The sequence below is a fragment of the Streptococcus oralis genome (genome assembly GCF_021497885.1).
In the GTDB taxonomy this organism is placed as follows: domain Bacteria; phylum Bacillota; class Bacilli; order Lactobacillales; family Streptococcaceae; genus Streptococcus; species Streptococcus oralis_BQ.
Genome location: NZ_CP046523.1, coordinates 1,584,455 through 1,604,558 on the forward strand (window position 1 = coordinate 1,584,455; position 20,104 = coordinate 1,604,558).

Consider the following 20,104-nt stretch of genomic DNA (forward strand, 5'->3'; position numbering starts at 1 on the left):
TATCCTTGAGAACTATTGAACATAGTGAGAAGTCTGGAACTTTCATCCCAGACTTTTCCTATTTATTTCTTTTTGTTCTTAGCAAGGGCTGCTTTTTGTTGACGGATGATTTGGTGGTAAACTTGTTGTACCTTGGCTTCACTTGGTTTTTGACCATTTGCGCTCAAGAGAGCACGAACTGCCTCAGCGTTCAAACGTGGGTTGTCCGCAAATTCTTTTTCGATTTGCTTACGAACCAAATACATACCTCCAAGAGCTCCTCCTAGAAAAGCTAGTACAATCAAGATAATTGCTAAAATAAGATCCATAATCTTTCTCCTGTTTCTTTTTGAGTCTACTATATTATACCATAAAATGACTTTTCTGACTAGTTTGTTTTACGCTTTCAGGGAGGGGTTAAGCCAATTCTAAGCTAGTCATACAATCAGAATGAACTATGAAATTACGAATAATTCTCCCCCTTCCTCTCTTTTCTCTACTATTTTAAGAAAAAGCAATCTCAAATATGTTTTTCACCAAAAACCTCTTGACAAATGCTAAGCGACCATTAGAATGGGAGGTGAGGAGATAAATAGAAACAAATTAAACGAAACTGCTTTATGAAATGTAAGCGGTTTCGGATAAACAAAGGAGGGTTTTATGAAAAAACACTTTTGGGAGAAATCCTGTCGCTATAGCATCCGCAAGCTGACGGTTGGGACTGCTTCTGTTTTGTTGGGAGCTGTTTTTCTATCTAGTCATACAGTCTCAGCTGATGGTATTGAAGTGCAGCATAATGATCCAAGTATTGTCGAGACTACTATTAAACCTGATAGTGGATCAGAGCAGATTGAACCGACTGAGACCACTAAACCAGCTCTAGTTGAGAAGTCAGATGTCGAAAGCAATCCTGCTGAAAGTAAACCTGCTGAGACTCCACAAGCTACAAATAGCCAAACTAGTTCTGAGCCTATTGTTGAATCAAACGAAAACAAGGAGAATGAAAATACCGAGCTACCCGTGACAAAGCAAGAAAACTATCAACTTAACTACAATCAACCAACAACTCCTTCCTATGACGGTTGGGAAAAACAAGCCCTTCCAGTCGGAAACGGCGAGATGGGAGCCAAGGTTTTTGGTCTGATTGGTGAAGAGAGAATCCAGTATAACGAAAAGACCCTCTGGTCAGGAGGGCCCCAGCCCGATAGCACCGACTATAATGGTGGGAACTACAAGGATCGCTACAAGGTCTTGGCAGAAATTCGTAAGGCTCTCGAAGATGGAGACCGCCAAAAAGCCAAACAACTGGCTGAACAAAATTTAGTTGGGCCTAATAATGCCCAATATGGTCGCTACCTAGCCTTTGGTGATATCTTCATGGTCTTCAATAACCAGAAAAAAGGGCTGGATACCGTAACAGATTATCACCGTGGTTTGGATATCACAGAGGCCACTACGACTACTTCTTACACCCAAGATGGGACGACCTTCAAACGCGAAACCTTCTCCAGTTATCCTGATGATGTCACTGTGACCCACTTGACCAAAAAAGGAAACAAGACACTTGACTTTACCCTTTGGAACAGTTTGACAGAAGACTTGCTTGCTAATGGCAACTACTCTTGGGAATATTCCAACTATAAGAATGGTCATGTCACTACAGATGCAAACGGAATCCTTCTAAAGGGAACTGTCAAAGATAACGGCCTCAAATTTGCATCCTATCTAGGAATTAAAACGGACGGAAAGGTGACTGTTCAGGACGAAACTCTGACCGTTACAGGCGCAAGTTATGCAACCCTCTATCTCAGCGCCAAGACTAACTTTGCTCAAAATCCAAAAACCAATTATCGAAAAGACATTGACCTCGAAAAAACGGTTAAAGGGATTGTAGAAGCAGCTAAGGCCAAGGACTACGAAACACTTAAGCAAGACCATATCAAGGATTACCAAAATCTCTTTAACCGCGTTAAACTGAACCTAGGTGGAAACAAGACTGCTCAAACGACGAAAGAGGCCCTTCAAAGCTATAACCCTAGCAAAGGTCAAAAACTGGAAGAACTCTTCTTCCAATATGGCCGATATCTACTCATCAGCTCGTCTCGTGATCGGACAGATGCCCTTCCTGCCAACCTACAAGGAGTCTGGAATGCTGTAGACAATCCACCTTGGAACGCTGACTACCACCTCAATGTCAATTTGCAAATGAACTATTGGCCTGCCTACATGAGTAACCTTGCTGAAACAGCCAAGCCAATGATCAATTACATTGACGACATGCGCTACTATGGTCGTATCGCTGCTAAAGAATACGCTGGTATTGAATCAAAAGACGGACAAGAAAATGGTTGGCTGGTCCATACTCAGGCAACACCATTTGGCTGGACTACTCCTGGTTGGAATTACTATTGGGGTTGGTCGCCAGCCGCTAATGCCTGGATGATGCAGAACGTTTATGACTACTATAAATTCACCAAGGATGAGACTTATCTCAAAGAAAAGATCTATCCTATGTTGAAAGAGACTGCTAAGTTCTGGAACTCCTTCTTGCACTACGACAAAGAAAGCGACCGTTGGGTGTCTTCCCCATCCTACTCACCAGAACACGGGACCATCACCATCGGAAATACCTTTGACCAATCGCTAGTCTGGCAGCTATTCCACGACTACATGGAAGTTGCCAACCATCTGAAAGTCGACCAAGACTTAGTCACAGAGGTCAAGGCTAAATTTGACAAACTCAAACCACTTCACATCAACAAAGAGGGACGCATCAAGGAATGGTACGAGGAGGACAGCCCCCAATTCACCAATGAAGGGATTGAAAATCACCACCGTCACGTTTCCCATCTAGTTGGTCTCTTCCCAGGTACGCTCTTTAGCAAGGACCAAGCTGAATACCTAGAAGCTGCGCGTGCTACCTTGAACCACCGTGGAGATGGTGGTACAGGTTGGTCTAAAGCCAATAAAATCAACCTCTGGGCTCGCCTTTTAGACGGCAATCGTGCCCATCGCTTACTCGCTGAACAGCTCAAGTATTCAACCCTAGAAAACCTTTGGGATACCCACGCACCTTTCCAAATCGACGGCAACTTTGGAGCAACTAGTGGGATGGCAGAAATGCTCCTCCAATCTCATACAGGCTATATTGCACCCTTGCCAGCCCTTCCTGATGCTTGGAAAGACGGTCAGGTTTCTGGCTTGGTTGCTCGAGGAAACTTTGAAGTCAGCATGAAGTGGAAAGATAAAAACCTGCAAAGCTTGTCCCTCCTTTCAAATGTCGGTGGAGACCTGGTTGTAGACTATCCAAACATCGAAGCTAGTCAGATCAAGGTCAATGGCAAACCAGTCAAGGCAACGATTCTCAAAAACAATCGTATCCAACTAGCAACACAAAAAGGTGACGTCATTACCTTTGAACATTTCCCTGGTCGTGTAACCAGTCTGACAGCCGTTCGACAAAATGGAGTCACTGCCGAACTTACCTTTAACCAAGTAGAAGGCGCTACCCACTATGTCATCCAAAGACAAGTGAAAGACGAAAATGGTCAAACCTCTGCGACCAGAGAATTTGTAACCAATCAAACCCACTTTATTGACCGATCACTCAATCCTCAACATGCCTACACCTATACTGTCAAGGCTATGCTGGGCGAGCTTGCCACACAAGTTTCTGAACAGGCCACTGTCGAAACCTATAGCGAGTTGATGGACGACCGAGATAGCCGCATCCAGTACGGAGCTGCCTTTGGAAACTGGGCAGACTCAGAATTATTTGGAGGAACAGAGAAATTTGCTGACCTTTCAAAAGGAGACTACACAGACGAAGACATCACTGCTACCATTCCTTTCACTGGTGTTGGTATCGAAATCTATGGACTGAAATCGTCTGAACTAGGTCTTGCCACTGCTAAAATTGACGGCAAAGAAGTCGGCGAGCTTGACTTCCATACTGCTGGAGCAACTGAAAAAGGCAGTCTCATTGGTCGCTTCTCAGGATTATCTGACGGACCTCATACATTGACTCTTCGTGTTAAACGTGAGCACAAAGGACGTGGTAGTGAGCGCTCGAAAATTTCATTAGACTACTTCAAGATCCTAGCAGGAGCAGGCAACACGATTGAAAAAATGGATGATCGTGATTCGCGCATCCAGTATGGTGCCCAGTTTAAGGACTGGTCTGACCCTGAACTCTACGGAGGTACGGAAAAATACGCTGACATCAACAATAGCGACTCTAGTGTAGCTTCAGAAGCTCAAGCAACCATTTCCTTTACAGGAACAGGTATTCGTATCTATGGCTTGAAGAGCCTTGCCCTTGGACGAGCACGTGTTACATTAGATGGCAAAGAAATGCCAAGTCTAGACTTTTATACGTCAGGTGCAACTGAAAAGAGGGCCTTTATTGGCGAATTTACAAATCTTACTGACGGTCCGCACACCCTGACATTACAAGTTGACCCAGATTCGCCAGAAGGTCGCAAGAAAATCTCTCTAGACTCCTTTGATATCATCAAAGCCCCTGCTGTTGGTATAGATAGCCCGAGCATCGCGCCTCTTAAGGAAAATGACAAAACCATTTCCTTAACTCTACCAGCTGGGGAATGGGAAGCCATCGCTGTGACCTTCCCGGGTGTCAAAGATCCTCTAGTCTTACGCAAGGTGGATGAAACGCATCTGGTTACAAGTGGAGATCAGACTATCCTATCAGTCCAAGACAATCAAGTTCAAATCCCAATCCCTGACGAAACCGATCGCAAAGCTGGAAATGCCATTGAAGCTTATACCATTCAAGGTACTACCACAAGCAGCCCTATCGTAGCTGTCTTTACTAAAAAGGATGAAAAGAAAGTTGATGAGAAGCAACCAACTACAAGCAAGGGAGAGGAACCAGCTCCTACTGTTGAAAAACCTGAGTACACTGATCCTATCGGGACTGCAGGGCAAGAAGTGCCACCCACTGTAGAAATTCCTGAATACACCGATCCTATCGGAACTGCTGGGCAAGAAGAGCCACCTACTGTTGAAATTCCAGAATATACCAAACCTATCGGAACAGCGGGGCAAGAAGAGTCTCCTACTGTAGAAAAGCCCGAATACACCCAACCTATCGGAACAGCAGGTCAAGAGGAAGCTCCTACTGTTGAAAAACCTGAATACACCAAACCTATCGGAACTAGTGGAGTTCAGGCTGCTCCAACCCTCACCCGACCTGAGTATCAGTTGCGCACCTTGAAAGATAAAAAGACAGGGGTTGAAATCATCGGTGGGGCTACCGACTTAGAAGGAATTTCTCACATCTCTAGCCGACGTGTCCTAGCTCAAGAACTCTTTGGCAAGACCTATGATGCTTACGACCTACAACTTAAAAATCCAACAGATCATAGCTTGCAGCCAAAATGCTCTGTCTTGGTTCGCTTGCCTATTTCAGCTAGCGTAGAAAATATTTACTACCTCACTCCAACTAAGGAGTTGCAAGCCCTTGATTTCGACGTTCGAGATGGAAAGGCAGAATTCATCACCAGTCATTTCAGTACCTATGCTGTCGTCTATCAAACTGCTGGAACAACCTCTAGCACAGAGGAAAAACCAAGTACTTCAGATACAGAAACCTTGGCACACGAAACTGAACAACTTTCAGCTAGTCCTAGTCTTGCTAAAACTGGAAATCATTCTCCTAAAGAACAACTTCCAGCAACAGGAGAAGCGTCCAACCCACTCCTCTTCTTAGCAGGCCTCAGCCTAGCCCTCACAGCCACTTTTATGCTAAAAAGAAGAAAGGATGAATCCAACTAACTTTTAAGCACACAAAAACAGGATGAAGATCACCTTCATCCTGTTTTATTTTGTAATCAGAAATTATTTTTACAGTAGGTATAAAAAGGCTAAAGTCAAGAGACTTGCTAGAAGCCCAACTCCCCAAAAGAAGAAGTCAACCTTCCACTCACTCCAGGGATTGCCCTTGCCTGAGAATCCCCCAAGTTCAAAATGATGATGCACAGGTGTCATACGGAAAATACGCTTTCCACCACTAAGTTTGAAGTAGGTAACCTGCATCATAACAGAGCTTGTCTCAAAGACATAGATAAGCCCAATCAGCAAAAGGGTCCATTCTTGGTGGAGGGCCATAGAGATTGCTGCCAACATCCCACCTAGAGCCAAACTTCCAACGTCTCCCATGAAGACCTTGGCAGGCTTGTGGTTAAAGACGAAGAAGCCTAGCAAACCACCAATCATGGTAAGAATCACAAGAAGGATATCCAGTTGATTTTGCATATAAGCAATCACACCGTAGGCCGATAAGCTAATCACCACGGAAATACTTGCTAAGCCATCGATCCCGTCCGTCAGATTCACCGCATTTGAAAAACCAACTAGCCAGAAAAGGGCAAAGAAAATATAGAAAATACCCAGGTGCACTTGGTAGCCAAAAACTGAAAGCATATCGCCCCCACGCTCATAAAAGAGGTAGAAAATCACTCCTCCAAGCAACTGGAGAGCAAGCTTTTGTTTAGGATTCAATCCTTCGTTGATCTTACGGAAAATTTTGAGGAAATCATCCAAAAAACCTACCAAACCATACAAAACCAAGATAAACAAAATCATGCCTACATTGTTGGTCAATTGTTGGGTAAAGAGAGCGACAAGGAAGCTCACAACAACTGCAACGATCAGGAAGACAAGGCCTCCCATGGTCGGAGTCCCAGCTTTAGCTTGGTGTTGCTTGACATCCTCGTGCATCTGCTGACCTGTAATCTGTGCTTTTCGATAAAATCGGATAAAGGCTGGAATACCTATCAAGGTCAATAGAAAGGCTAGAACTCCAGCATTAATGGAACTAATCATCTTAATCTCCTAAAGTTATTTTCATTTTTTTGATGTCTTTGAGGGCCGTATTGGCACGGACACTTTGTTTCTTGACCGTTTTGCCACTACCTTCCCACTCGACTTCTATATTTAGCCACTTAGCAAATGTTTGCACATTTTCATCTGTCCAGCCATACATATCAGGCATTTCTTCGACCTTATCTGACAGGATCAAGATTTGCTGATTGGCTTCCAAATTATCTCCTTCAGAAACAGAGAGATCCTTAATCTTGGTTCCTGTTCCGATAACAATTGGTTGGACCAGGTTTCGGCGCAATTCTTCTGCGAGGTCACCTGGGGTAAAGTCCTTGGTGACAGGCATAGCATAGCTTGTCGTCTTGCTGACCTGATCCAAGTTCTTAGCAGTTGACTGAAGATTGAGGGATTCTTTCATAGCAGAAGCTCGCTCAAGGATTGGGTTGGCAAACTCTCCCAGCTGAACGCCTGAATAATGCTCTGGCTGTTGCACCGTCACATAGAGGATAAAATCAGGATTTTCTGCAGGATGCATCGACACAACAGAGAAGATATAGTTGGTTTCACCTGTCAGGTAGCCCCCATTCTTCTCATCGGCAATCTGAGCAGTCCCGGATTTCAGGGCAACATTCTGTCCCGGAACATTGACATTAGGCTTTCCTGTACTGTGGTTGTACATGGTACCATAGACAGGATCTGTTCCGACCATGACCATGTGATCCCGAGTAGAGGAAGCTGCCGCTTTTGATACAGGATTTCCGACGATTTCCTTTTGAGACTTACGAACAGACTGGTCATTCGGGTCATAGAGGGCGCTGATAAATTTAGGCTCCAACATAACCCCATCGTTAGCAATGGCTGTAAAAGCACGTAGCATCTGGGTCTGCGTTACAGAAATCCCCTGACCAAATGCACTCATGGCAATATTGACAATATTATCTGCAGGCAATTGACCTGTGTACTCATCAGTCAGACCAAAACGCGTCGGCACTCCAAACTTAAAGCGGTTTAGATAATCCAACCAAGTAGCATCTCCCATTTTTTGTTCAAGTAGACTCATTCCAACATTACTGGAGTGAGCGAAACCTTGTGAGAAAGTCATCATCCCACCAGTAGTCAAACCATCATTAACATCCCAATCTCGAATCGTCGCATCCGCTATTTTTAATTCACTGCTATTGAAGTATTCTCCACTTGGGAAGGTATTATTATCAATAGAAGAAGCTAACGTCATCACCTTCATGGCTGATCCTGGTTCATAGTTACTTTGATAGAGGATATCACGCCAAACAAAGTCCTCAGTGATTCCTTCTTTAGTATCTGCATTAAAGGTAGGTCGTTGGGTGGTAGCGAGAATTTCACCGGTCTTTGCACTGACCAAGGTCGCGGTCATATACTTACCTTTTACTTTTTCTAGAAAGGCATCCATCTGAGTTTCCATAAAGGATTGCAAGGGACTAGAAAGGGTTGTGTACACATCCTTTCCATCTACCGTTTGTTGGGAAGCCTGATCTGTACCCGGAACAATATTTCCCAGACGATCTTTCTCATAGGTGATGATCCCATCTGTACCCGCCAGAATGCTATTTAAGGAACTCTCCAGTCCAGATGTCCCAATCAACCGTTTGGTGCCATCCTCATTTTCATGGAGTTGCGCTAAACCGATAAAGGAAGAAGCAAACTGCCCATTGGGATAACTACGGTTAGGGCTAGTTGTAAAGTCAACTCCCTCGACACCAGCAGTTTTGAGGTCGTTTTTAATGGCCATCATATTGGCATAGGTAATCCCATTTCCCTTGGTACCAAAGGATACCTGTTTTAGATCTGGCTGAGAAAGTTGTTCTTTGACATAGGACTCTTCCATATCCAGATACTTATGGAAAATCTCAGCCACCTTATTAAATTGAGAATCCTCTACATAGAGAATTTTACCTGTTGCTGACTTGTAGGTCTTGTCAATAACGGCATAGATATTATACGAAGTCGCATCCTCAGCAATAGGCGTTCCATTACGATCGTAGATGGTTCCCCGTTTTGCAGGAATCGTCTTGGTTGTTTGGTGAACCTTGTTTGCTTCTTGAACCAAGTCCTTACCAAATTTTTTACCCGTTCCGATAATGACCGCAAAGTTGACCAAAAAGACAGCGAAGAGTATGACAGCCAATAAACTCAGGCTTTTTCCTACTCTTCGGCGGTTTTCTTCTGGAGATTTACGGTTACGAACGGCATAACGGATGATTTTTTCTTTCCACTGTTTCATATCTTACTCCGCTGCTCGGATATTTTCGTTATTCAGCTGCAAATCCTTGGAATTTGCAATCTCTTTCAAACGTTCTGAACGAATCAATTCATTGACCTCTTGCTTGGCATCGTCGAGCTCGGTTTTCTTTTCTTCGATTTGAGCATTGACCTTGGTCAATTCATTCTGAACTTGTAATAGCTTGGTCTGCATAAACACAACGCTAACTGCCAGGATAATCATTGTTGCAGCAATCGAAACATAGAAGGCCTTTTCCACACGTGAAAAACCTTTAAACTTCGTTTGCAATAACTGGCTTGTTTTTTCGATTCTTTCTGCCATGTTTTTCCTCTTACTTGTGAATTTTTCTAGCCACGCGCAACTTGGCTGAATGCGAACGATTGTTTGCTTCTAGCTCTTCAGCACTTGGCAAGATTGGCTTGCGGGAGACCAATTCCATCTTGGGCTTAAGGTCATCTGGAATGAAGGGCAAGCCTTTAGGAACCTCCACTGTTGAAGCCTCTTTGAATAACTGCTTGGTCAAGCGGTCTTCCAGCGAATGGAAGGTAATGACCGAGATTCTCCCATCCAGAGCCAGCATGTCCATGGCCTGCTGGATGGATTCATCTGCAGCGCCCAGCTCATCATTGACTTCGATTCGGATAGCCTGGAAAATCTGCTTGGCAGGGTGCCCCTTTTTCTTGAGCTCCTTGGCAGGCTTGGCCGACTTGATAATCTCTGCCAACTCCGTCGTTGTCTCAATTGGTTTCACCTCACGCGCTTGCTCAATCTTACGAGCAATCTGTTTAGAAAACTTATCCTCACCATACTTGAAAAAGATCCGAACCAAGTCATGATAGTCATAACGATTGACCACCTCATAGGCCGTCAGACTAGCTTCCTGATTCATCCGCATATCCAGTGGCGCATCCTTTTTATAAGAAAAGCCACGCTCACGCTGATCCAGCTGAGGACTGGACACCCCTAAGTCATAACAAATTCCATCAATTTCCTGGACACCAGCCTCCTGCAAACGTGCCTGCAAATGACGGAAGTTGTCCTTGATAAAGGTTACCATCCCCTTTTCGATATAGGGTGCCAACCGTTTTTGCGCATTGTCAATGGCATTTTGGTCCTGGTCAAAGGCATAGAGATGTCCTTTTTCACTTAATTTACTTAATAAATATTCGCTATGGCCTGCTCCACCCAAGGTCGCATCAACGTAGATACCGTCAGGTTTCACGTCCAGCATATCAATCGTTTCATGAAGCAAGACCGTTACATGATGAAATTCTTTTGTCATATCCTATTTATTTTACCACAAATCTGACTAGCTTGCACTTGTCAGACAAGGCTAAGTTTCTTCGAAAAAAATTCTCAAAAAAATGTCATATATACTTGATATCTTATCTCCAAAAGAATATAATATAGTCAAATATATACGACATATCAAAAAGGAGACCTTATGAATCGTGTCAAAGAATTCCGCAAGGAACTGGGCATTTCCCAGCTCGAGCTCGCCAAAGATATCGGTGTCTCGAGACAGACCATCAACATGATTGAAAACGACAAGTACAATCCAACCCTGGAACTCTGTCTCAATCTCGCCCGCAGCCTCAAAACTGACCTCAATAGTCTCTTTTGGGAGGATAATTTTTAAAAAAGGAGCAAACTCATGAAAAAAGAAACTCTCACTGAAAAACTGATCAAACGCATTTATGGCATTTCAGGACCACTTGATGAACACAAACGACGCGAAGCTGACCGCATTGGAAATAAAATCTTTGTGATTCTCTTTTACCTCATGACTTTAGGTAATCTTATTCCCTTTGTCCTTGCTTATAAATATCCGCAAATTGTCGCTATCGGCTATCCTCTTGTGGTATTCGGCATTTCGATGATTTCTGCTCTCTATGTGCTCTCCCAAACCAGGAAAACAGGCATCACAGCCATTGATCTAGATATGCTGAATGAGAAAGAAAGCAAGCAACTACACTACCCAGGTCTTAAAGCGGGGATAGTCTATGGATTGATGAGTTTTTTTGTAACCCCTCTTCTCCATATACTACTAGGTGAGAGTCAGGACTATCTTCAGTCTCTTCTCACTTTTAAAAATATTTTTTCAAGTATTCTCCAGTCTTTCTTCTTCGGAGTGATTATACAAATTATCATCTCCCGTCGCATTGCAAAATCCAAGAAAGATCAGGATGATTAGGAGCAAACAAATGAAAAAAGAAACTCTCACTGAAAAACTCATTAAACGCATATACGGTATTTCTGGTCCCCTTGACGAACACAAACGGCGCGAGGCCGATCGTATCGGGAATCAGGTCTTTATTGTTCTCTTTTATCTCATGATATTTGGCAATCTCATCCCCTTTGTCCTTGCTTATAAATATCCGCAAATTGTCGCTATCGGCTATCCTCTTGTGGTATTCGTCATTTCGATGATTTCTGCTCTCTATGTGGTCTCCCAAACCAAGAAAACAGGCATCACAGCCATTGATCCCGAAATGCTGAGTCAAAAAGAAAGCAAACAGCTACATTTTCCTGGTCTAAGAGCCGGTCTGATCTATGGCATAGCGATATTTTTTATAATGCCATTCATTGATACCCTAACCAGTGAAAATCCAAATTTCATCAGTTCTCTTCTGAATACAAAACATATTTTAAAAACTATACTGGGAGCTTTCTTTTTCGGACTGATGATGCAAATTGTTGTCTCTCTTCGCATTCAAAAAGCCAAGAAAGACCAAGAAGACGACTAGGAGATACCTTATGAAATCACTAGCGAGACTGCTGATCAGTCATGTTTTTATCAGTATCTTTATTACCTTTTTCCTACTTTCTGGACATATTGAGCATCCTTTCTTGATTATCTTTCTTTTATTCCTTCCTGTATTGAACAAGGGGCAGAGATTCCAGAAAATCCAATCAAAAAAAATACGTCTTCTAAACGCATCTCTCTGTTTTATCCTCGTATCCTTTCCACAACTTTTAACAAATCCTATGGATTGGAGATACCTGGTATTTCTAATAATCTGTATCATTTTTAGTTTGGTTTACTTCTATACTCTCTATCAACTCTTTAAAGAAGTCAATCAAAAATCGCTCATTTAGAAGGTTACTCCCATGAAAAAAGAAGATTTCACCACTCGCTTACTCAAACTATTCTTTCACATACAAGGCCCCTTTGATGAATGTCACCAAGAGATAATCTACAGGGCTTGTGCCCGTGCCTTGATCCAAATCGTTTACTCCTCCCTCCTACTCTTCTTGTTCTATCTCCTATTTGGACGCTTCATAGAGTTGGTTCGAGATGCCATGCCCTACCTCTATTTTGGACTTATCTTCGTCCTCGCATCTAGGGCGAGACTAGCAGTTCGCAACTTACATTTAGACAAGGATGACCCGTCCGAAATCCATCACAAAAGCTACAGCAAAAGTCAAATCAAAGTTCGTAGTTGGGGTGTATTCCTCAGCATTCAGCTTGGTCTCTTCCTCTTACTAATCTTTCATAAACTCTTTGTTCAGCATCTTCCCCTCGATACCTTTTGGGACAATCTCTCCCAGTTCGATAAAACGCTCCCTTTACTAGTCTTGGGATTGGGTATTGGTGCCATCTTTGGAACCATGACCTACGCCTTTTTATCGGAACACGAGGTAAAACACTCTGAATCAGGAATGCATAAGGAGAATATAGAAAAATGACCAGTATATATGATTTTTCCGTTTTGAACCAAAACAACCAAGCAACTTCCCTAGAGAGCTATCGTGGTAAAGTTCTCTTGATTGTCAACACTGCTACTGGATGTGGTTTAACGCCCCAGTACCAGGGGCTTCAAGAACTCTATGAACGCTATCAAGATCAGGGCTTTGAAATCCTAGATTTCCCTTGCAATCAGTTTATGGGACAAGCACCCGGCAGCGCAGAGGAAATCAATAGTTTCTGCAGTCTACACTATCAGACCACTTTCCCTCGCTTTGCCAAGATTAAGGTCAACGGCAAGGAGGCAGATCCTCTTTATGTTTGGCTAAAAGACCAGAAATCTGGCCCGCTAGGAAAACGAATCGAATGGAATTTTGCTAAGTTTCTCATTGGTCGAGATGGGCAAGTCCTTGAGCACTTCTCTTCCAAAACAGACCCCCAAACCATCCAAGAGTCTCTCCAAAAAATACTCTAATTTCTTTTTAAAACGTATCCTTTCATTTAGTTTGAGCCCTGAAAGGATGCGTTTTTTCTTTAAAAAGTAACTGATTTTCTTTAATTTATATTTATTTTTTTGTTTTTTGCTATTGCAATTCTTTCATTAATTTAGTATATTTGTTATATTAAAAGTTTTTAGTCATTTTAAGGGAGAAATGACCTTTTAAATTTTTTTATCTTAAAATGAAAGCGCTTTATAAGCAGGAGGTAAGGTGGCTTACAATTATCAGAGAGTTTTTTCATTAAATCAAGTTGTAACCAAGTCAGACTTGGGCTCGGGCAGTAGCTGACTGCCTTTCTAAAAACTAGGAGTATATTATGAATCGATACCTTTTTGAAAAAGGGCAAACATTTAGCATTCGGAAGTTGACTGTAGGTGTGGCCTCTGTTATCGTCGGACTGGCATTTTTTGCTTCTGGAACCGTACGTGCAGACGAAACGTCTCCTGCCACGACATCCAATTTAGATCAGCAAATTAAACAAGTCGCAGATATAGAAGAGACCAAGACTGAACCAGTCAAAGAAGAAGGTCGTGTAGAAGCTGAAAAACAAGAAACGCCTGCTACCGATACTAGCAGTGCTGACTTGCTCCCTGAAGACATTCAGGACCGTGCCTACCCCGACACACCTGTCAAAGAACTCGATACAAAGACTATCGTTGACCAGAAAGCTAGTCCAAAAGTAGAAACTGAGAGCATTCTAAAGAACAAGGAAGAAACTCCAAAGGAAGCTGAGAAAGGAAACCGTGCCATTATTAACGGTGGACAAGACCTCAAACACATCAACTACGAAGGGCAACCTGCTACCGCTGCCACTATGGTCTACAGCATTTATAATGGTGGGGCTCAACGATACATCGTTTCTGGCTCTGGTATTTTTGTCGCGCCTAACGTTTTCTTGACAGTTGCTCATAACTTTTTAGATAAAGAGGGCCATGTTCGTGGTGGAGACTCTGCGCGCTTCTATTACAATCTAGGCTCCAACGCTCCCGTTAAAAATTCTCAACCAAATTCAGGAAATACCACACTCTTTCAAGAGAAAGATATCCACTTCTGGAACAAAGAAGAATTTAGCAAGGGATATCAAAATGACTTGGCAGCAGTTGTAGCACCTGTCCCTATACAAATTGCAAGCCCAAATAAAGCAGCAACTTTTGTACCACTCGCTGAGCATAAGACTTACAAAGCAGGGGACCCTGTCAGCACGATTGGTTACCCAACTGACTCAAGCTCAAAAGAACTCAAACAGCCTATCGTAGCTGGACAACTCTATAAGGCTGACGGCAAGGTAAAATCCGTCGATCCTTATGATGACAAGGGAGCTACTGGCATCACTTACCAAACAACTTCTGTATCTGGTTTGTCTGGTGGCGGAATTATCAATGGTGATGGAAAAGTCATCGGCGTACACCAACACGGAACGGTTGACAACGGTGTCCCTGAGAAAGACCGCTTTGGTGGTGGACTTGTCCTCTCTCCTGAACAACTCAAATGGGTCAAAGATATCATTGACAAATATGGTGTCAAGGGCTGGTATCAAGGGGATAATGGCAAACGTTACTACTTTACACCCGAAGGTGAAATGCTCAGAAATAAAACAGCTGTCATCGGAGAAAATCAGTACTCCTTTGATGAGAACGGTGTCGCTACTCTAGTCAAGGGAATTGATTACGGACGTGTCGTTATCCAGCACTTGGACGAAGCAGGCAATACAGTCAAAGAAAACGATACTTTCTTAGACAAAACAGAAGTGGGAACTGGCTTTGACTATGATTTCAAGAAAGCAATCACTCCAACCGAATTCTACAAGCAAAATTTAGAAAAATACCAGATTGTTTCCATTGATGGGGTTGAGATTCAGAAGCAACTAAAAGACGAGTGGAACCACAATGTCGTTAGCAAAACAGCTCCTGGTACACGTGTCATCAAGGTGGTCTATAAAGTCAACAAAGGCTCCTTCAAAGTTTACTACCGTCAAAAAGGAACAAGCACTGAACTAGCGGAAGCGACAGTTGATAACAATGACGGTCAAGGGTATGACGTTTCCTTTGTCAACACTTTCCATGCAAAAGACATTGCTGGCTACCGTCCAGTCAAGACTAGCCTGGAAGCAACCATCCAGCATAAAGGTGTGAATGAAGTCGTCTTTGAATACGAGCCAGTCGCTGATACATCCAATCCAACGACACCGACTCCACCAGTCGCTCATCCAGAAGACAAAGAAACTGAGATTGGCAATCATGGACCTCTTCCAAGCAAGGCTCAACTCGATTACCACAAGGAAGAATTGGCAGCCTTCATCCACTACGGAATGAACACCTATACCAATTCTGAATGGGGAAATGGGAAAGAAGACCCCCGATACTTCAATCCAACCAACTTGGATACTGACCAGTGGATTCGTACTCTGAAGGAAACGGGCTTCAAACGAACCATTATGGTTGTTAAACACCACGACGGATTCGTTGCTTACCCATCTAAGTACACCAACCATACCGTAGCTGCTAGCCCATGGAAAGATGGAAAGGGTGACCTTCTTGAAGAAGTTTCCAAGTCTGCTAGCAAATACGACATGAACATGGGTGTATACTTGTCACCATGGGATGCCAACCATCCAAAATACCATGTTGCAACCGAAAAAGAATACAACCAATACTATCTCAACCAGCTGAAAGAAATCCTTGGTAATCCAAAATACGGTAATAAAGGGAAATTTATCGAGGTTTGGATGGACGGTGCGCGTGGTAGCGGTGCCCAAAAAGTAACCTATACCTTTGATGAATGGTTCAAATACATCAAAGAAGCCGAAGGAGATATCGCCATCTTCTCTGCTCAACCGACAAGCGTTCGCTGGATCGGAAATGAACGGGGGATAGCAGGCGACCCTGTATGGCATAAAGTTAAAAGAGCCAACATCACAGACGATGTGAAAAACGAATACCTCAACCATGGTGACCCTGATGGTGATATGTACTCTGTAGGGGAAGCTGACGTTTCGATCCGTTCAGGCTGGTTCTACCATGACAATCAACAGCCGAAATCACTCAAAGAGTTGATGGATATCTACTTCAAGTCTGTTGGTCGTGGAACGCCACTCCTTCTCAATATTCCACCAAATAAAGAAGGAAAATTCGCAGATGCGGATGTGGCTCGCTTGAAGGAATTCAAAGCAACCCTAGACCAAATGTATACCACTGACTTTGCCAAAGGTGCCACTGTAACAGCAAGTTCTACTCGTCAAAACCATCTCTACAAGGAAAGCCACCTCACAGACGGTAAAGATGACACCAGCTGGGCCCTCTCAAATGATGCCACAACCGGTAGCTTTACAGTCGATTTGGGGCAAAAGAGACGCTTTGACGTCGTTGAACTCAAGGAAGATATCGCCAAAGGGCAACGTATCTCTGGTTTCAAGATTGAAGTTGAAATCAACGGACGTTGGGTGACATACGGCGAAGGTTCGACCGTTGGTTACCGTCGCTTGGTTCAAGGCAAGCCTGTAGAGGCACAAAAAATCCGTGTGACCATCACCGGTGCTCAAGCAACTCCAATCTTGAACAACTTCTCAGTCTACAAGACACCAAGTAGCATTGAAAAAACAGATGGCTACCCTCTTGGACTGGAATACCACTCAAACACAACGGCAGATACAGCTGGAACAACTTGGTACAATGAATCTGAAGGGGTTCGTGGCACTTCTATGTGGACCAATCAAAAAGATGCCAAAGTAAGCTATACCTTCACAGGAACCAAGGCCTATGTCGTCTCTACAGTCGACCCAGGTCATGGAGAAATGTCCGTCTACGTTGATGGTCAAAAGGTCGCCGATGTCCAAACCAAGAACAGTAGCCGTAAACGCAGCCAAAAAGTCTTTGAAACAGGCGATTTAGCACCAGGCCAACACACTATTACTCTTGTAAACAAAACAGGCGAACCAATTGCTACAGAAGGAATCTACACCCTAAATAATGATAGCAAAGGGATGTTTGAACTCGAGTCTACCAACTACGAAGTCGAAAAAGGAAAACCCGTCACTGTTAAGATTAAACGTGTTGGTGGAAGCAAGGGGGCTGCTACTGTTCGCTTTATCACAGAACCTGGAACTGGGGTTCACGGTAAAGTTTACCAAGATACAACTCAAGATGTGACATTTAAAGATGGAGAAACAGAAAAGACTGTGACCATCCCAACGATTGACTTTACAGAACAAGCCGACTCTGTCTTTGACTTCAAAGCCAAGCTCACTTCTGTCACTGATGGTGCCCTGCTCGGTTTCGCTACCGATGCAACCATCCAAGTGATGAAAGCTGAATTGCTGGTCAAGGACCAAACAAGTTATGATGACCAAGCTAGTCAGTTGGATTACAGTCCTGGCTGGCACCATGAAACCAATTCGGCAGACAAGTACCAAAAAACAGAGTCTTGGGCTTCCTTTGGCCGCTTAACTGATGAGCAAAAGAAAAAGACAACTGTCACAGCCTACTTCTACGGTACTGGACTTGATATCAAGGGCTATGTTGATCCAAATCATGGTATCTACAAAGTCTTCCTAGATGGCAAAGAAGTTCCTTACCAAGAGGGCATGGGAAATGCTTCAACTATTGATGGTAAGAAATACTTTAGCGGTCATGCTGCCCAACGCCAAGGCAATCAAACTCTGGTTAGCCTAAAAGGTCTGGACGAAAACTTGCATGCGGTTACCCTTCAGCTAGATCCTGATAAAAACGATTTGTCTCGAAATATCGGTATTCAAGTGGACCAATTTATCACTCGTGGCGAAGGTAGTGAACTCTACAGCAAGGCAGATATCATCCAGTCTATCTCAAAATGGAAAGATGATCTGTCCAACTTTGACCCAGCAGGCTTGAAAAATACACCTACTGCACGCCAAGCTTTCCAAGCAAATCTAGAAAAATTGAGAAACCAACTCAATGCTGATGCAGTGGATGTTCAAGAAGTCATGTTGACAGTCAGTGCCCTACAAGATATCCTATCCAAGGATGAGAACTATCAAAGAGGCCAAGAGGAACCTAGTCCAGAGCAACCGGAACAACCAGAAGAACCTGAAAAGCCGACTCAACCTGAGAAACCAGCCGAACCAAAACAACCGGAAATTGAGTATGATAAGGCTATGGACAGCTTGACAAAAGCTATCGAGAAAAAGGTCGCTGAGCTTGGATCCAACAAGGAAGCTAAGAAGCAATTGCTAACAATTGCTGACCAAGCCATTGCTGCAATCCAAGAAGCGAAAACTCAGGAAGCAGTCAATCAAGCGCTAAAAACTGCTCTCGAACAAATCAGCAAGCTCGAAGCAGTTCAGCCTGAGAAACCTGCTGAACCTGAAAATCCTGCTGAGCCTGAGAAACCGGCTGAGCCTGAGAAACCTGCTGAGCCTGAAAAACCAGCTAAACCTGAGAAACCTGCTGAACCTGAGAAACCTGCTGAACCTGAGAAACCGGCTGAACCTGAAAAACCGGCTGAACCTGAAAAACCGGCTGAACCTGAAAAACCGGCGCAACCAGAAACTCCAGTTCAACCTGAAAAGCCTGCTCAGCCTGAGAAACCAGCGCAGCCTGAAAATCCAGTTCAACCTGAGAAACCAGCTGAACCTGAAAAACCGGCTGATCCTGAAAAACCTGCTGAGCCTGAAAAACCTGCTGAGCCTGAAAAACCAGCTGAGCCTGAAAAACCGGCTGAGCCTGAAAAACCGGCTGATCCTGAAAAACCGGCTGATCCTGAGAAACCGGCGCAACCGGAAACTCCAGTTCAACCTGAAAAGCCTGCTCAGCCTGAGAAACCAGCGCAGCCTGAGAAACCAGCGCAGCCTGAGAAACCAGCGCAGCCTGAGAAACCAGCGCAGCCTGAGAAACCAGCGCAGCCTGAAAAACCGGCTGAACCTGAGAAACCGGCGCAACCGGAAACTCCAGTTCAACCTGAAAAGCCTGCTCAGCCTGAGAAACCAGCGCAGCCTGAGAAACCAGCGCAGCCTGAAAATCCAGTTCAACCTGAGAAACCAATTACTTCTTCAAGTCCTGAGGAAGGGGTCAAGGACCTTGTCTTTACACTTCCAAGTTTGGAAATCGTCAATAAGACAGTACCGTTCAAGACTATCCGTCGCGAAAACCCACAACTAGACAAAGGAAAAGAACAAGTTCTATCAGAAGGGAAAGACGGTCTCTTAGTCGAATATGTTGAAGTGGACGGCGACAATCGCAAGGTTCTCCAAACAGAAGCAACTCCAGCTCAAGATCGAGTGATTGAGGTAGGTAGCAAACAAAGCTCAGTTGGAACAGAGGCACCACCAGTTGTGACTCTTCCTGAGTATGTTCTACCAAGAGAGACTGAAAAACCTGCTCCAGCCGTAACAGACAATTCACCATCAAAAGATGAAAAAGCTCCTGTTACAGCTACAATCAAAGAAGACAAGGAAAGAGAACTCCCTGCAACTGGGGAACAAGAAACAACTGCCTTCCTCTTCTTGGCAGCCATTACTTCTATCTTATCTCTCCTCATCTTCCAAAAGAATTTCAAAGACTAATAACCCTCTTTGATTGATTCTTTCTAATTATTCAGTTCCCCCGTTGAGAAGACCATTTGGTCTTCTCTTTTTCTATCTGTAAAATTAAAAAACATCCACAAATATACATGGATGTCTTGGTATAAATCTATAAAGTAAGATGATCATTGAAGATAGCTGTTCTCAAATCCAACCACGTTTTCAAATAAACGCTCATCCAAAAAAGCGAGTGCCCCTTGCCTTATCTCATCAGAACATCCATCATAAGTTTCTGCAAGAACTCCACAGATAAAAGATGGTGTTTCGAATCCCAATACCAT

14 protein-coding genes are annotated in these 20,104 nt (G+C 43.7%); 8 read left to right on the top strand and 6 right to left on the bottom strand.

Annotated elements, in window-relative coordinates; all coding sequences use genetic code 11:
* Positions 1–62: 62 nt before the first annotated feature.
* Positions 63–308 carry a YneF family protein gene (locus GOM48_RS07995; protein WP_235097079.1) on the bottom strand — a complete coding sequence of 82 codons (246 nt, stop codon included), beginning with the start codon at positions 306–308 and terminating at the stop codon, positions 63–65.
* 331 nt (positions 309–639) lie between these two features.
* On the opposite strand from GOM48_RS07995, the gene GOM48_RS08000 reads away from it, so the two are divergent.
* A complete protein-coding gene (locus tag GOM48_RS08000) occupies positions 640–5,775 on the top strand; it encodes an SIALI-17 repeat-containing surface protein (protein ID WP_235097080.1) in 5,136 nt (1,711 codons plus the stop codon).
* 69 nt (positions 5,776–5,844) lie between these two features.
* Here the strand turns inward: GOM48_RS08000 and mraY are convergent, their stop codons facing one another.
* From mraY to rsmH, 4 genes are read right to left on the bottom strand one after another with little or no spacing between them, the layout of a single operon-like run.
* Entirely contained in the window at positions 5,845–6,825 is a 981-nt protein-coding gene (mraY, locus tag GOM48_RS08005; RefSeq protein WP_235097081.1) for a phospho-N-acetylmuramoyl-pentapeptide-transferase, read from the bottom strand.
* A 1-nt stretch (position 6,826) separates the two neighbouring features.
* A complete protein-coding gene (gene pbp2X / locus GOM48_RS08010; RefSeq protein WP_235097082.1) occupies positions 6,827–9,082 on the bottom strand; it encodes a penicillin-binding protein PBP2X in 2,256 nt (751 codons plus the stop codon).
* A gap of 3 nt (positions 9,083–9,085) precedes the next feature.
* The gene (gene ftsL / locus GOM48_RS08015) at positions 9,086–9,403 is read right to left on the bottom strand and encodes a cell division protein FtsL (protein ID WP_049500388.1); all 318 of its coding nucleotides are present in this window, start codon (positions 9,401–9,403) and stop codon (positions 9,086–9,088) included.
* Between the two features lie 10 nt (positions 9,404–9,413).
* Positions 9,414–10,364 carry a 16S rRNA (cytosine(1402)-N(4))-methyltransferase RsmH gene (gene rsmH / locus GOM48_RS08020; protein WP_000159390.1) on the bottom strand — a complete coding sequence of 317 codons (951 nt, stop codon included), beginning with the start codon at positions 10,362–10,364 and terminating at the stop codon, positions 9,414–9,416.
* 162 nt (positions 10,365–10,526) lie between these two features.
* Here rsmH and GOM48_RS08025 point away from each other — a divergent pair, with 162 nt between their 5' ends.
* The 7 genes from GOM48_RS08025 (at position 10,527) to GOM48_RS08055 (ending at position 19,805) form a co-directional block, all read left to right on the top strand.
* A complete protein-coding gene (locus GOM48_RS08025; protein WP_125409809.1) occupies positions 10,527–10,721 on the top strand; it encodes a helix-turn-helix transcriptional regulator in 195 nt (64 codons plus the stop codon).
* Positions 10,722–10,736: 15 nt separating this feature from the next.
* On the top strand, positions 10,737–11,276 hold the full coding sequence (locus tag GOM48_RS08030; RefSeq protein WP_125450077.1) for a DUF3278 domain-containing protein: 540 nt from the start codon (positions 10,737–10,739) through the stop codon (positions 11,274–11,276).
* 10 nt (positions 11,277–11,286) lie between these two features.
* Positions 11,287–11,829, top strand: a complete 543-nt coding sequence (locus tag GOM48_RS08035; RefSeq protein ID WP_235097083.1) for a DUF3278 domain-containing protein — start codon at positions 11,287–11,289, stop codon at positions 11,827–11,829.
* A 10-nt stretch (positions 11,830–11,839) separates the two neighbouring features.
* Complete coding sequence (locus GOM48_RS08040) at positions 11,840–12,181, top strand: hypothetical protein (RefSeq protein WP_084976023.1); 342 nt, start codon at positions 11,840–11,842, stop codon at positions 12,179–12,181.
* Between the two features lie 12 nt (positions 12,182–12,193).
* Positions 12,194–12,772, top strand: a complete 579-nt coding sequence (locus tag GOM48_RS08045; RefSeq protein WP_235097084.1) for a DUF3278 domain-containing protein — start codon at positions 12,194–12,196, stop codon at positions 12,770–12,772.
* Positions 12,769–13,245 (top strand): glutathione peroxidase, encoded by a 477-nt coding sequence (locus tag GOM48_RS08050; protein WP_235097085.1) that lies wholly within the window; start codon positions 12,769–12,771, stop codon positions 13,243–13,245. Before GOM48_RS08045 ends, GOM48_RS08050 begins: the two co-directional genes overlap by 4 nt.
* A 341-nt stretch (positions 13,246–13,586) precedes the next feature.
* The gene (locus GOM48_RS08055; RefSeq protein ID WP_235097086.1) at positions 13,587–19,805 is read left to right on the top strand and encodes an alpha-L-fucosidase; all 6,219 of its coding nucleotides are present in this window, start codon (positions 13,587–13,589) and stop codon (positions 19,803–19,805) included.
* Positions 19,806–19,948: 143 nt separating this feature from the next.
* Here the strand turns inward: GOM48_RS08055 and GOM48_RS08060 are convergent, their stop codons facing one another.
* Positions 19,949–20,104, bottom strand: coding sequence for an ADP-ribosylation/crystallin J1 (locus GOM48_RS08060; RefSeq protein ID WP_235097087.1), 156 nt, complete (start codon positions 20,102–20,104; stop codon positions 19,949–19,951).

Excerpts from the sequence above, each read along its gene's own strand:
- mraY (WP_235097081.1), bottom strand. The coding sequence starts at position 6,825 with ATGATTAGTTCCATTAATGCTGGAGTTCTAGCCTTTCTATTGACCTTG.
- GOM48_RS07995 (WP_235097079.1), bottom strand. The coding sequence starts at position 308 with ATGGATCTTATTTTAGCAATTATCTTGATTGTACTAGCTTTTCTAGGA.
- GOM48_RS08025 (WP_125409809.1), top strand. The coding sequence starts at position 10,527 with ATGAATCGTGTCAAAGAATTCCGCAAGGAACTGGGCATTTCCCAGCTC.
- ftsL (WP_049500388.1), bottom strand. The coding sequence starts at position 9,403 with ATGGCAGAAAGAATCGAAAAAACAAGCCAGTTATTGCAAACGAAGTTT.
- GOM48_RS08055 (WP_235097086.1), top strand. The coding sequence starts at position 13,587 with ATGAATCGATACCTTTTTGAAAAAGGGCAAACATTTAGCATTCGGAAG.
- GOM48_RS08030 (WP_125450077.1), top strand. The coding sequence starts at position 10,737 with ATGAAAAAAGAAACTCTCACTGAAAAACTGATCAAACGCATTTATGGC.
- GOM48_RS08050 (WP_235097085.1), top strand. The coding sequence starts at position 12,769 with ATGACCAGTATATATGATTTTTCCGTTTTGAACCAAAACAACCAAGCA.
- GOM48_RS08035 (WP_235097083.1), top strand. The coding sequence starts at position 11,287 with ATGAAAAAAGAAACTCTCACTGAAAAACTCATTAAACGCATATACGGT.
- GOM48_RS08045 (WP_235097084.1), top strand. The coding sequence starts at position 12,194 with ATGAAAAAAGAAGATTTCACCACTCGCTTACTCAAACTATTCTTTCAC.
- GOM48_RS08060 (WP_235097087.1), bottom strand. The coding sequence starts at position 20,104 with ATGGTATTGGGATTCGAAACACCATCTTTTATCTGTGGAGTTCTTGCA.
- rsmH (WP_000159390.1), bottom strand. The coding sequence starts at position 10,364 with ATGACAAAAGAATTTCATCATGTAACGGTCTTGCTTCATGAAACGATT.
- GOM48_RS08040 (WP_084976023.1), top strand. The coding sequence starts at position 11,840 with ATGAAATCACTAGCGAGACTGCTGATCAGTCATGTTTTTATCAGTATC.
- GOM48_RS08000 (WP_235097080.1), top strand. The coding sequence starts at position 640 with ATGAAAAAACACTTTTGGGAGAAATCCTGTCGCTATAGCATCCGCAAG.
- pbp2X (WP_235097082.1), bottom strand. The coding sequence starts at position 9,082 with ATGAAACAGTGGAAAGAAAAAATCATCCGTTATGCCGTTCGTAACCGT.